Origin of the sequence: Pseudarthrobacter sp. P1 (genome assembly GCF_050156935.1) — a bacterium.
Classification (GTDB): Bacteria; Actinomycetota; Actinomycetes; order Actinomycetales; family Micrococcaceae; genus Specibacter.
In genome coordinates, this window is the sequence record NZ_CP189584.1 from 2,274,476 (window position 1) to 2,286,854 (window position 12,379).

12 protein-coding genes and 1 tRNA gene are annotated in these 12,379 nt (G+C 69.5%); 5 read left to right on the forward strand and 8 right to left on the reverse strand.

Annotation, left to right across the window (positions count from 1 at the left end; genetic code table 11):
- Positions 1 to 111 precede the first annotated feature (111 nt).
- The 4 genes from rplK to ACQCSX_RS10765 all read right to left on the reverse strand — a co-directional run bounded on the left by rplK (position 112) and on the right by ACQCSX_RS10765 (position 2,096).
- Positions 112 to 543, reverse strand: a complete 432-nt coding sequence (gene rplK / locus ACQCSX_RS10750; protein ID WP_427015322.1) for a 50S ribosomal protein L11 — start codon at positions 541 to 543, stop codon at positions 112 to 114.
- A gap of 132 nt (positions 544 to 675) precedes the next feature.
- Positions 676 to 1,479 (reverse strand): transcription termination/antitermination protein NusG, encoded by an 804-nt coding sequence (nusG, locus tag ACQCSX_RS10755; protein WP_427015323.1) that lies wholly within the window; start codon positions 1,477 to 1,479, stop codon positions 676 to 678.
- 88 nt (positions 1,480 to 1,567) lie between these two features.
- Positions 1,568 to 1,846: a preprotein translocase subunit SecE gene (gene secE / locus ACQCSX_RS10760; protein ID WP_427015324.1), complete on the reverse strand. Its 279-nt coding sequence runs from the start codon at positions 1,844 to 1,846 to the stop codon at positions 1,568 to 1,570.
- Between the two features lie 177 nt (positions 1,847 to 2,023).
- Positions 2,024 to 2,096: transfer RNA gene (locus ACQCSX_RS10765), tRNA-Trp, on the reverse strand.
- A 217-nt stretch (positions 2,097 to 2,313) separates the two neighbouring features.
- Here ACQCSX_RS10765 and ACQCSX_RS10770 point away from each other — a divergent pair.
- A complete protein-coding gene (locus ACQCSX_RS10770) occupies positions 2,314 to 3,546 on the forward strand; it encodes a pyridoxal phosphate-dependent aminotransferase (protein WP_427015325.1) in 1,233 nt (410 codons plus the stop codon).
- 125 nt (positions 3,547 to 3,671) lie between these two features.
- Here ACQCSX_RS10770 and ACQCSX_RS10775 read toward each other — a convergent pair whose 3' ends face one another.
- Positions 3,672 to 4,352 (reverse strand): LuxR C-terminal-related transcriptional regulator, encoded by a 681-nt coding sequence (locus tag ACQCSX_RS10775; RefSeq protein WP_427015326.1) that lies wholly within the window; start codon positions 4,350 to 4,352, stop codon positions 3,672 to 3,674.
- The gene (locus ACQCSX_RS10780) at positions 4,345 to 5,715 is read right to left on the reverse strand and encodes a PspC domain-containing protein (RefSeq protein ID WP_427015327.1); all 1,371 of its coding nucleotides are present in this window, start codon (positions 5,713 to 5,715) and stop codon (positions 4,345 to 4,347) included. Before ACQCSX_RS10780 ends, ACQCSX_RS10775 begins: the two co-directional genes overlap by 8 nt.
- A gap of 124 nt (positions 5,716 to 5,839) precedes the next feature.
- Here ACQCSX_RS10780 and ACQCSX_RS10785 point away from each other — a divergent pair, with 124 nt between their 5' ends.
- The 4 genes from ACQCSX_RS10785 (at position 5,840) to ACQCSX_RS10800 (ending at position 9,721) form a co-directional block, all read left to right on the forward strand.
- Positions 5,840 to 7,345, forward strand: coding sequence for a PspC domain-containing protein (locus ACQCSX_RS10785; protein ID WP_427015328.1), 1,506 nt, complete (start codon positions 5,840 to 5,842; stop codon positions 7,343 to 7,345).
- A complete protein-coding gene (locus tag ACQCSX_RS10790; RefSeq protein ID WP_427015329.1) occupies positions 7,342 to 7,692 on the forward strand; it encodes a hypothetical protein in 351 nt (116 codons plus the stop codon). The genes ACQCSX_RS10785 and ACQCSX_RS10790 overlap by 4 nt, the downstream gene beginning before the upstream one ends.
- Positions 7,693 to 7,903: 211 nt before the next feature.
- Positions 7,904 to 8,929 (forward strand): 6-phosphofructokinase, encoded by a 1,026-nt coding sequence (locus ACQCSX_RS10795; RefSeq protein ID WP_427015330.1) that lies wholly within the window; start codon positions 7,904 to 7,906, stop codon positions 8,927 to 8,929.
- A 93-nt stretch (positions 8,930 to 9,022) separates the two neighbouring features.
- Positions 9,023 to 9,721: a GNAT family N-acetyltransferase gene (locus tag ACQCSX_RS10800; protein WP_427015331.1), complete on the forward strand. Its 699-nt coding sequence runs from the start codon at positions 9,023 to 9,025 to the stop codon at positions 9,719 to 9,721.
- Here ACQCSX_RS10800 and ACQCSX_RS10805 read toward each other — a convergent pair.
- Positions 9,681 to 11,225 carry a DHA2 family efflux MFS transporter permease subunit gene (locus ACQCSX_RS10805; RefSeq protein WP_427015332.1) on the reverse strand — a complete coding sequence of 515 codons (1,545 nt, stop codon included), beginning with the start codon at positions 11,223 to 11,225 and terminating at the stop codon, positions 9,681 to 9,683. The two genes, ACQCSX_RS10800 and ACQCSX_RS10805, sit on opposite strands and share 41 nt — an antisense overlap.
- Before the next feature lie 49 nt (positions 11,226 to 11,274).
- Positions 11,275 to 12,372 carry a YgfZ/GcvT domain-containing protein gene (locus ACQCSX_RS10810; RefSeq protein WP_427015333.1) on the reverse strand — a complete coding sequence of 366 codons (1,098 nt, stop codon included), beginning with the start codon at positions 12,370 to 12,372 and terminating at the stop codon, positions 11,275 to 11,277.
- Positions 12,373 to 12,379 lie beyond the last annotated feature (7 nt).

The window sequence follows — 12,379 nt, forward strand, 5'->3', positions numbered from 1 at the left end:
CCCTGCCACTGCGACGGCGCGATGCCGTCAATTGATGTTCTTGGTGTGGTGGTCCCGACAGGCGGGGCCACCGGTTGCTGGCCTCGACAGGCTCGGCCAGCGGCGTGAGACCTAGGCCTCGGTGGTGATGCCCATGGAGCGGGCGGTGCCGGCGATGATCTTCTCGGCGCCCTCGATGCTGGTGGCGTTGAGGTCAACCAGCTTCTGGGTGGCGATCTCGGTGACCTGTGCCTTGGTCAGGTGAGCAACCTTCACGGTGTGAGGGGTAGCGGAACCCTTGGCAACGCCTGCAGCCTTCTTGATGAGCTCGGCAGCCGGCGGGGTCTTGGTGATGAAGGTGAAGGAACGGTCCTCGTAGACCGTGATTTCAACCGGGATAACGTTTCCACGCTGGGATTCCGTGGCAGCGTTGTACGCCTTGCAGAATTCCATGATGTTGACACCGTGCTGGCCAAGCGCCGGACCGATGGGCGGGGCCGGGTTGGCGGCGCCTGCCTGGATCTGCAGCTTGATAAGGCCGGTGACCTTTTTCTTGGGAGCCAATGTAGGGTCCTTCTCTCAATATCTTTCCCAAAGCGACGGAGCGCGCCCTGGGGATTTTGGCCGGATGGCGTCCGGCCGCCGCGTCGGCAACGGCTAAGCGGGCCGTGTCGACGCGAAATTCGTGGCGGACAACTAGATCTTGGTGACCTGGTTGAACGCGAGCGTGACGGGGGTTTCGCGCTCGAAGATGGACACCAGCACCACCAGGGTCTGGGATTCCGGCTTGATCTCGGAGATCGTGGCGGGCAGGGTCTCGAACGGCCCCTCCTTCACGATGACGGACTCGCCAACCTCGAAGTCGATCTCGGCGTCGGCCGGGTTGTGGCGCAGCGGCACGCCGGTCTCGGCGGCCTTCTCCTCTTCGAAGACCGGAGCCAGCATGGAGAAGACTTCCTCCAGGCGCAGCGGCACCGGGTTGTGGGCGTTGCCCACGAAGCCGGTCACGCCGGGCGTGTGGCGAACGACGCCCCAGGAGGCGTCCGTCAGGTCCATGCGCACCAGCACGTAGCCGGGGATGCGGACGCGGTTGACGATCTTGCGCTGAGCGTTCTTGATCTCAACGACTTCTTCCATCGGCACCTGGGTCTCGAAGATGTAATCTTCCATGTTCAGGGACTGGGCGCGGGTCTCAAGGTTGGCCTTGACCCGGTTTTCGTAGCCGGCGTAGGAGTGGATGACGTACCAGTCACCCTCCTGGCGGCGCAGCTTGGCCTTGAATTCTGCGGCGTGATCAACCACGGCAACGGGCTCGGCGGCTTCCTCGGCAGCGGCGGCCTCGTCGGCGTCGTCCTCTGCCTCTACAGCGTCCTGAACCTCATCCTCATCGGCCTCGGGTGCAACAAAATCGGCGTCGTCGGCGACTACCGCCGCGTTGACGCCTTCGTCCAGCGCACTCTCGGTTACTTCGAGCTCCTGCTCAGCCTCGTGCTCAGACATGTATTTCCTGCTTTCCTAATCCGAACTTAAATGGCTCAACCGACCCCACGCAATCTCTTGCGTTGAGGGCCGGCACTGTTGAGCGTCCCTACTGCTCCAAGTTTCCGGCTCCGCCGAAGATCCACAGCACGCTCTTGCCAAAGGCAAGATCCAAGACGGTCACCAGCGCCATCATGATGATCACGAACACCAGAACGACCAAGGTGTAGTTGATCAGCTCTTTACGGGTCGGTGTGACAACCTTCTTCAGCTCACCGAGTACCTGACGAACGAACAAACCGATGCGGGCAAAGAGTCCGGCCTTCGAAGGCTTGGTGCCCTTCTTCGCGCGGCGGCTCTGGGAGCTGCTGGCAGCAGTATCGGACACCTAATGCCTCACTCATCTGATCTCGATGCGGACACTGGCTCGGATACCGAGCCGTGCTTGATGCGTTCGCCTGTGTATCTTTTGGTATCTGTGTCTAGCTGGTTGATCGCTGCACCGGCACGGCTACCGGGTCCCCGGTATCAACCCGGAACCCGGCCCGCCGTACTCGGCTATGCGCAGGGCAGACAGGACTCGAACCTGCAACCTGCGGTTTTGGAGACCGCTGCGCTACCAATTGCGCCACTACCCTATGGAGTCGTTTACGACCCACACTATGTTCGCACACTTTGCGCCGATTCTCATATTCGAGGACCGCCACATGGCGCGAACCATCATGGTGATTTCAACCACCGGAAAACAAGTCTACGCAATCGAAGGCGCTACGTCGAACCGGACCCCCAAACCCTCTAAAGTGGACAGGGACATCCCTTGTTTTTTCAGGCTGAACCCCTCACGAAAGATTGATCATGTCTGCCGAACTGCCCGCTGTCCGTACCGCCCAGGCCCGCGTTTCTGCACGAATTGGCGCCATTGCCGAGTCAGCAACCTTGGCCGTTGATGCCAAGGCCAAGGCTCTGAAGGCCGCCGGCCGGCCCGTGATCGGTTTTGGTGCCGGCGAGCCGGACTTCCCCACCCCGGACTACATCGTCGCGGCGGCCATCGAGGCGGCCCGCCAGCCCAAGTTCCACCGCTACTCCCCCGCGGCCGGCCTGCCCGAACTCAAGGCGGCCATCGCGGCCAAGACGCTGCGCGATTCCGGCTATGCGGTCGACCCGGCCCAGGTGCTGGTCACCAACGGCGGCAAGCAGGCCGTGTACCAGTCCTTCGCCACGCTGCTGGATCCGGGCGACGAGGTCCTGGTCCCGACCCCGTTCTGGACCACCTACCCTGAGGCCATCCGCCTGGCCGGCGGTGTTCCGGTTGAGGTCTTTGCCGGTCCCGAGCAGGGCTACCTGGTGACTGTCGAGCAGCTCGAGGCGGCCACGACCGAGCGCACCAAGGTGCTGCTGTTCGTCTCCCCGTCCAACCCGACCGGCGCCGTCTACTCCCCCGAGCAGACCCGGGAAATCGGCCAGTGGGCCGCCGCCAAGGGCCTGTGGGTCATCACCGACGAAATCTACGAGCACCTGACCTACGACGGCGTGCCGTTCACCTCCATCGCCACCGCCGTCCCGGAGCTGGGCGACCGCGTGGTGATCCTGAACGGCGTCGCCAAGACCTATGCGATGACCGGCTGGCGCGTGGGATGGATGGTCGGCCCCGCCGATGTCATCAAGGCCGCCACCAACCTGCAGTCGCACGCGACGTCGAACGTCTCCAACATCTCCCAGATGGCCGCACTGGCCGCCGTCGCCGGCCCGCTGACGGCCGTGGATGAGATGAAGGTGGCCTTCGACCGCCGCCGCAAGGCCATGGTGGCCGGACTGAACGCCATCGAGGGCATCGACTGCCCCACCCCGCACGGCGCGTTCTACGCCTACGCCGACGTCCGCGGCCTGCTGGGCAAGGAGCTGGGCGGCATCCGCCCGGCAACCTCCGCCGAGCTGGCGGCGCTGATCCTGGACAAGGTGGAGGTGGCAGTGGTGCCGGGCGAGGCGTTTGGCCCCAGCGGCTATATCCGCCTGTCCTACGCACTCGGTGACGCCGACCTGGCCGAGGGCGTTGCCCGCCTCCAGGAGTTCCTGGGCACCGCGAAATAGTCCCCAACCGCACCCTCGCCTCGCACGCTCGGCCAGGGAACCCTGCGGCCGTGGGCCCTAAATCTGTGGCGCGGCACTTGCTCGAATGACGCATCTTTCGAGCAAGTGCCGCGCCACAGTTGTTTCTAGAGAAGGCGGCGGTCGGCGGCCCAGCGGGTGAGTTCGTGCCGGGAGGAGAGCTGGAGCTTGCGCAGCACCGCAGAGACGTGCGTTTCCACCGTCTTGACGGAGATGAACAGCTCCTTGGCCACCTCCTTGTAGCTGTAGCCGCGGGCGATCAGCCGCATGACCTCCAGCTCCCGGGCCGACAGCCTGTCCAACTCGTCCTCCACCGCCACATCCGCCGTGCCGAAGGCGTCCAGCACAAAGCCCGCCAGCCGGGGCGAGAAGACGGCGTCGCCCCCGGCCACCCGGCGGATGGCGTCCGAGATCCCGTCGCCGGAAATGGTCTTGGTGACATAGCCCCGGGCTCCGGCACGGATCACTGAGACCACATCCTCGGCGGCGTCGGAGACGCTCAGGGCCAGGAACCGGGTGCCGCCCAGCAGCGCCGCGCAGCCGGCAATGACCTCACGCCCGCCGCCGCCGCGCCCGCCGGGCAGGTGCACGTCCAGCAGCACCACGTCCGGGGCCAGCGCTGTGACGGCGGCGATGGCCTCCTCCACCGTCCCGGCCTCCCCCACCACGGCGATGCCGGCGTCGAGGTCGGCCTTGATGCCGGAGCGGAAGATCGCGTGGTCGTCCACCACCACGATCCGGATGGGTCCAGTGGCGCCGGTCTGTGCCGGGGCGGAGGGTTCAGTCATGGTCGGGTGTTCCTTCGTTCTGGTGCTTGGTGGCGGGGAGCTTCAGCCGGACCTCTGTGCCGTCGGGCGAGCTGAGGATCTCGGCGGTGCCGCCGATGCGCGCCATCCGGCCGGTGATGGATTCCCGGATGCCCAGCCGGTCCGGGGCGACGGCGGCGGGGTCGAAGCCGGCCCCACGGTCCTTGATGAAGATTTCGACGGCATCGGCCCGGGCCTCGAGGTAGACCGAGACCGGGGTGCCGGCATGGCGGACGGCGTTGAGCACCGCCTCCCGGGTGGCCTGGACCAGCGGCTGCGAGCGTTCGGTCAGCACGGCGTCGCCCACGGCCACCACCTCCACGGCCGTCCCGTGAAGGTCCTCCAGCTCGGCGCAGACGTCCCGCACGGCAGTGCCCAGCTTGCCCGGCGACCGGGCGGCGTCCTGGTAGATCCATTCACGCAGCTCGCGCTCCTGCGCCCGTGCCAGCCGGGTGACGTCCTGCGGGGAGCCGGCGCGCTTTTGGATCAGGGCCAGGGTCTGCAGCACGGAGTCGTGCAGATGGGCGCCGATCTCGGCGCGCTCGGCCTCGCGGATGCGCCCGGCGCGCTCCTGCTGGAGGTCGTGCCAGAACCTGAGCACCCACGGTGCCAGGACCAGCCCGACGCCGGCCAGCACGCCCAGGGAGGCCAGCAGGGCCGGGGCCAGCTGGTCCCATGAGCCCGATCCGGCGACGATGATCAACACCCCCACGACGACGAGGACGATCCCGGCGGCAAAGCGCAGGACGCCCCAGGGCCGGTCCGCACCGGCCACGTTGAGCAGCCCGGCCCGCCGGGTGGCGTCCAGCTGCATCCACGCGAGCACCGCGCCGGCACCGATGACGGCCAGCGGAATGATGGTGCCCAGCGGCAGGTCCAGGCCCAGCTGGTTGCCCACCAGCAGGCTGGCGGCCACCAGCATCGCCGCACCGGCCAGCAGCTCGCGCACGCCCAGCGCCAGCCGTTGCCCCGCGGCATCGGCGATGCCGGCGTCGGGCCCGGGCCGCTCCGGGCCCGGCACCGGGGTGCCCGGGGTGCCCGGGGTGCCCGGGGTGCCCGCCGTGCCGCCCACTGCAGAAGTGTCCGCGGGTCCGCCCGCCGGAGCGGGGCGGAAAAGCTTGAGCCGGGGCTCGGCCGCGGTGCCCCCGGAGTCGACTGCGCCTTCGCCCCTGACCGGGACCAGCACCCACAGCCATGCGTAGAACAGGATCCCGGCGCCGAAGAAGAAGCTGCCGCCGACCAAAATGGCGCGCACCAGGCCCACGCGCAGGCCGAGGTGCTCGGCCAGTCCGGCACACACCCCGGCGATGATGCGCTCGGAGGAGCGGTAGAGTTTGGCGGCCATGCCACCATCCAAACACGATTCGCCCCTGCCGGCGGGCCCCGCGGACCGGGACCGGGGGTTGTTCAGGGTTGTTTCAGGGGAACCCCCGATACCCCGACGGCCCGGCGGTGGACAGGATGGAGGCATGGACAACAGCGTTGGCGGCCCGCAGGTGCCGCAGGACCCCCAGAAGATGTACGACGGCGGACCGGGCACCATGCCGGCTCCCCCGCCGCGGCCCGCCGCCGGCGGCTCCCGCTTCTTCACCTGGCTGCGCTCCCTGGGCGTGCGCCGCGGCGAGGAGCGCTGGATCGGCGGCGTTGCCAGCGGCCTGGCCGAGCGCTGGGGCATCGACCCCGTGATTGTGCGCGGGCTGGTGGTGGTGCTCTCGCTCTTCTTCGGCATCGGGGTGCTGGCGTACGGGCTCGCCTGGGCCCTGCTGCCCGAACCCGACGGGCGCATCCATGCCGAAGAGGCAGGGCACGGGCGCTGGAGCACGGGCATGACCGGCGCCGTGGTGTTCACCGCGCTGGGCCTGGCCAGCCCTGGCCGCGGTGTGGTGTTCGGCGCCCACGACGGTTGGTTCCCGTGGGGGCTGCTGTGGATTGGCGCCGTGGTGTGGCTGGTGGTCTGGGCCGTGAACCGGGACAAGCGCAGGAACGCCCCCGGTCCGGTCCCGCCGACGCCGCCGTACGCCGCCCCCTTCGCCGCGCCTGCCGCCGGGACCGCCGACTTCACGGCACCCTACGCCGCCCCCGCCGGGCCGTCAGCTGCCGGACCGCAGGGCGGACCGTGGGGCGGACCGTGGGGCCCGCCGCAGGGCCGGCCGCAGGATCCCGCCGCGCTGCCGTGGAACGGAACCGAGGCGTTCACCGCCACGGCCGGGCGCGTAGGGGCCGGCGTCACCGACTGGAGCAAGCACACGCTGGGCCCCGAGGGCCCGCTCGGGCCCAACGGGCCGCTGGCACAGCGCCGCCATCCGCGCTGGGGCGCGGGCACCGTCGCCCTGGCCCTGGGGCTGGCGCTGCTGGCCGGCGCCACGGTCCTGCTGCTGGACTCCGCCGCCATGCTGCGGCTGGGCGGCTACGGCCTGGCCACGGCTCTGGCCGCGTCGGCCGGCGTGCTGGGGCTGTGCGTGGTGGTTGCCGGGTTCCTGGGCCGGCGCTCCGGCCTGCCGGGGTTCCTGGCCGTGCTGGCATTGGCCGCCGCCGTGGCGCTCAGTGTGGTGCCGGCGTCGGGCAGCTGGACACTGGCCCGCAGCCAGACCTGGCAGCCGGTGGGCATCGTGGCCGCGGAGAATGGCTTCACCGCCGCCGCCTCCCACGCCACGGTGGACCTGACCCGGCTGGGCAGCGCCCCGCTGGCCCAGGAGGTCTCGGTCCCCGTCACGCTGGCGGCCTCCGAGGTGGACATCGTGGTCCCCGCCAACGTGCCGGTGACCATCGAGAGCCAGCTGGTGGCCAGCAGCATTTCCTACAACGGCCAAAAGAGCCAGAGCCTGGCCCCGGGCGCCGCCAGCATTTCCCTGAACCCGCAGGCCACCGGGCACCGGTTGACCATTGTGCTCCGGGGCGCCGCCGGGTCCATCACCGTCACCACGTCCGGGGCCGGTGCCCCCGCCAGCCCCACCGCGATTGGAGTCCTGAAATGACCACCCCCGAGTCCGACGGCACCACCCTCCCGTTCCCCGGCTCCGCGCCGGCGGCCCCCGCCACGGAGCCGGTTCCCGCCCCGGCGCCCGGATCCGGGGCTCCCGCACCCATGGCTCCCGGCTCCAAGGATCCCGCCCCCGGGGACCCCGCGGACCGGAAGCCGCTGCCACTGGTGGGCACCGTGGTCTGGGGGCTGGTCCTGGCGTTCCTGGCCCTGCTGACCATCGTGGTGCGGCAGAGCGGGATCGTGCTGGACCTCGGACAGACACTGATCTGGCTGTTGCTGGGCGCCGGCCTGGCGATGGTGGTCGGCGGCGCCCTGAGCCTGGGGCGCCGGAAACGGTAGCGGCGACGGCGGCCGGCTGCGGGACCCGGACGGGCCCGGCGGCCGGCCGCCGTCGTGCCCGGAAGTGTCCGGAAGCGTCAGGAAGTGTCCACCCAACGGGCACGGGTTGCCCGGATCACATGAGGGTCTAAAATCACTAGGGGAGCTCAATGGGGTGCTCTGGCCAAGATCGATCAATTGACTACACACATCCCAGAAGGACCCTCTTGCCATGAAAATTGGAATTCTCACCAGCGGCGGCGACTGCCCCGGACTCAATGCCGTGATCCGCGGAGCCGTGCTCAAGGGCATCAAGGTCCACGGGCAGGAGTTTGTGGGCTTCCGCGACGGCTGGCGCGGCGTGGTGGAGGGCGACATCATGGACCTGCCCCGCCAGAGCGTCCGCGGCATTTCCAAGCAGGGCGGCACCATCCTGGGCACCTCGCGCACCAACCCGTTCGAGGGCAACGGCGGCCCCGGGGTCATCAAGGCGCACATGGACCGCCTCGGCATCGACGCCATCATCGCCATCGGCGGCGAGGGCACCCTGGCCGCCGCCCAGCGCCTCACCGACGCCGGCCTGAAGATCGTGGGCGTGCCCAAGACGGTGGACAACGACCTGGACGCCACCGACTACACCTTCGGCTTCGACACCGCCGTCCAGATCGCCACCGAGGCCATCGACCGGCTGCGGACCACCGGCGAATCCCACCACCGTTGCATGATCGCGGAGGTCATGGGCCGCCACGTGGGCTGGATTGCCCTGCACTCCGGCATGGCCACCGGCGCCCACGCCATCCTCATCCCGGAGCAGAAGACGTCCCTGGAACAGATCGCCACCTGGGTCAACGAGGCGCATGAGCGCGGCCGCGCGCCCCTGGTGGTCGTCGCCGAGGGCTTCGTGCCGGACCACCAGGATTCGGCCCACTCCGAACGCGGCCTGGATGCCTTCGGCCGCCCGCGCCTGGGCGGCATCGGCGAGCAGCTGGCCCCGCTGATCGAGGAAATGACGGGCATCGAGACCCGGGCCACGGTGCTGGGCCACATCCAGCGCGGCGGCGTGCCGAGCGCCTTCGACCGCGTGCTGGCCACCCGCCTGGGCATGGCCGCCGTGGATTCGGTGGTGGAATCCCGCTGGGGCACCATGGTGTCGCTCAACGGCACCGAGATCGAGCATGTGCCCTTTGCGGAGGCGCTGGGCAACCTCAAGACCGTCCCACAGCACCGCTACGACGAGGCCGCCATCCTGTTCGGCTGACCCCGTTCGGCCGCGGCCGCAGGCCGTCTCCTCCGCTGCCGCCTGGTCCGGGCCCCTTTGTGGGGCCACAAGGCCAGGCGGTAGCGTTGTTTCATGACCTTTGACCCGCGCAGTGCCGCCATTGTCCACCTGGCCTGGGAGCGGGCGCTGGGGCTCGACGACGGCGTGCTGGCCGCCGCCGATGGCCGGCGGGTGTGCCACGCCGTCGAGGACGCCAGGTCCGTGACATTCGTGCGGCTGTGGGGGCAGTCGGCGCTGGTGGGCCCGCCGGCCGTGCTGGCGGCCGCGGCGTCCCTGGAGGACGCCGACCTCACCGACCATGCCACGCTGCTGGCCCTGACCCGCGGGCTGGGCGGCACGGGCCTGGGCACGTCCTCGATCTACGTGGCGGACGATCTGCCGCTGCTCCAGCCCGCCGCCGAGATCACCGTCAGCCACGGCAATCCCGAGGCCGTGGAGCTGGAGTCCCTCTGCCCGCCCGACGACGCCAACGAGGTCCACCTCTCGGCCCTGGAGCACAAGTTCACGGTGATGGTCGACGGCGGACCGGCCGCCTGCGGCGCCTACACCGAGTGGGGCGGCTTTCTGGCCGCCCTGGGCGTGCTCGTGGCACCCCCCTGGCGGCACCAGGGCCTGGGCCTGCTGGCCGCCTCGATCGCGGCCCACGAGGCCCTCGCCGCCGGGCTGGTGCTCCAGTGGCGGGCGGACATGTCCAACACCGCCGCCAATGCCCTGGCCCGCTCGCTGGGGCTCAGCTGGGCCGGGACCCAGACGTCGGTGCGTCTGGGCTGACTGCCCCGCCGGGCATGGTGGCGGGAACGTTGACGGCCACGTCGGTGGCCTGCTCCACCGGACGCGGCTTGACGAAGAACACCGCGGCGGCCGCACCCAGCAGCACCACGGCCGCCGGCAGCAGGATTGACTGGCCCATCGCGGTGGAGAACCCTTCATGCAGCGCCGCTGGCAGTGCGCCCGCGAACTCCATGCCGTGGGTTCCTGATGCCGAGGGGCCGGCCGGCAGCTCCGCGGCCAGCCTCGACTGGATCAGGGCGGCGATGGCGGCGCTGCCGAGCACCGAACCGATCAGCCGGGTGGTGTTGTAGACACCGGCTCCGGCACCGGCCTCGTGCGGAGACAGGTTTCGGGTGGCAGTGGTGGCCAGCGGCGCCCAGATCCCGGAGGAGGCAATGCCCGTCAGCGCACTGGGCAGCAGGAACAGCCAGATGGGGGTGTCCGGGGTGATCAACATCGAGTTCCAGGCCAGCGAGAGCGCCATCAGCAGCAGCCCGGTGGTGGCGATGTAGCGGGGGTTGACCCGGTCCACCAGCTTGCCCACGAAGGGTGCCAGCACGCCGGCCAGCACCGCCATGGGAACCAGCATCAGGGCGGACTGGGTGGGGGTCAATCCGCGCACCAGTTGGTAGTAGAACACCAGCGGCAGCGCCATCCCCGTCATGGTGAAACCGACGGTGGTGATGGCGGCGTTGGCGAGGGAGAAGTTGCGGTCCCGGAACAGGTGCAGCGGCAGCAGCGGCTCGCCCTTGTTGCGCGTCTGCCAGAAGAGAAAGAGCCCCAGCACCACAACACCGGCAATGATCAACCCCGGCACGGTGATGGGGCCGGTGATGGTGCCCCAGTCATAGGTGGCGCCCTCCTGCAGGCCGAACACCAGCAGGAACATGCCAATGGCGCTCAGGACTACGCCGAGGATATCGAACTTGTGCGGGTGGGTGCTCAGGGTCGGCACCAGGCGCCAGGCCAAGAGAAAGCCAACAATGCCCACCGGCACGTTGACGAAGAAGATCCATTCCCAGCCCAGCGAATCCACCAGCACGCCGCCCAGGATGGGGCCCACCAGCATGGCGACGCCGGCCGTGGCGCCCCAGAGGCCCATGGCCGGACCGCGCTTGTCGGCCGGGAAGATGCGGGTGATCACTGCCATGGTCTGCGGCGTCATCAGGGCCGCGCCAAAGCCTTGGACGGCGCGGGCCGCGATCAGGGTGCCGATGTCGCCGGAGAACCCGCACCACAGCGAGGCCAGGGTGAAGATGACCAGGCCGGCAAGGTAAAGCCGTTTGGGGCCGAACCTGTCCCCCAGCCGCCCCGTGATCAGCAGCGGCACGGCGTATGCCAGCAGATAGGCGCTGGTCACCCAGATGACCGCGTTGATGTCTGTCTTCAGGCCCTCCATGATTTTGGGGTTGGCCACCGAGACGATGGTGGTGTCGATCAGGATCATGAAGAATCCGACCACCAGCGACCAGAGGGCGGGCCAAGGCTTTGCGATGTGTTCCATGCTGTTCCTTTTTCTCTGGTGGAAATCCGGTGGAACCTTGGGTGGATCCCTAGCGTGGGGCGCGGAGGAACCCGGTGGCGCGCCCCACCACCTGGCCGGCGTCGGGAGCCACAATGACCTCCTGGGCGGCCACGTACAGCTCGCCGCCGTCGTCCACCGTCAGCTCGGCCGCCGGATCGACGGTGCGCTTGATGACGGCCAAGGCGATGGGACCCATTTCGTAATGCTGGGCCACGGAGGTCACTGTGCCCACGGTGCGGCCGCCGGCGGAAACGCTGCTGCCGGGGGCCGGCAGGGTGTGCTGGGAGCCGTCCAGCTGCAGGAACACGAGCCGGCGCGGCGGGTGGCCTAGGTTGTGCACGCGGGCGATGGTCTCCTGGCCCTTGTAGCACCCCTTGGCCAGGTGCACGGCGGTGCGCAGCAGGTCCAGCTCGTGCGGGATGGTCTTCTCGTCCGTCTCGGCGCCGCGGCGGGGACGCCAGGCGGCGATGCGCAGGGCCTCGGCGGCCCAGACACCGGCCAGCGGGCGATCGCCGACGGTGGCCGCCAGCTCGGCGGCGGGCACCAGGTACTCGAACCAGGTGCGGTCGCGGCCGGGGTGGCCGTCTTCGGGGACCACGGCATAGCTGTAGCCGCCCGCCGACACCGCGGGCCACGGATCCTTCCAGCGCAGCAGCGAGTCCCATTCGGGCACCTCGTGGGCGCTGCCCAACACGGCGAAGGCGTCCGACACATCGGCCACTTCCACGCGCAGCATGAACTTCATCGAGGCCAGCCAGGCGGCCAGCGGTGCGGCCTCCTCGTGCTCGACGATCAGCCAGGTGGTTTCGCCGTCGTCCACCACGCGGGCGTCGTATTCGATCCGGCCCTGGATGGTGAGCAGCAGCAGCTCGGTGCCCACGCCGGGTGCCAGGGTGGTGAGCTGCTGGGAGGAGAGGGTGTTTAGCCAGCTGAGCCGGTCCGGCCCGGTGACGGTGACCACGCCGCGGTGCGAGAGGTCGACGACGGCGGTGCCGGCGGCTCCGTGGACACCGGCCAACAGGCGCTGCTCGCGGATGGGATCGGAGTAGTGCGCGGCGACGCCGGCATCCAGGCCGCCGGCCTCGACGGCTCCGTGGCGGGACAACAGCGGGCTGGTGTAGGTCATAGCGATG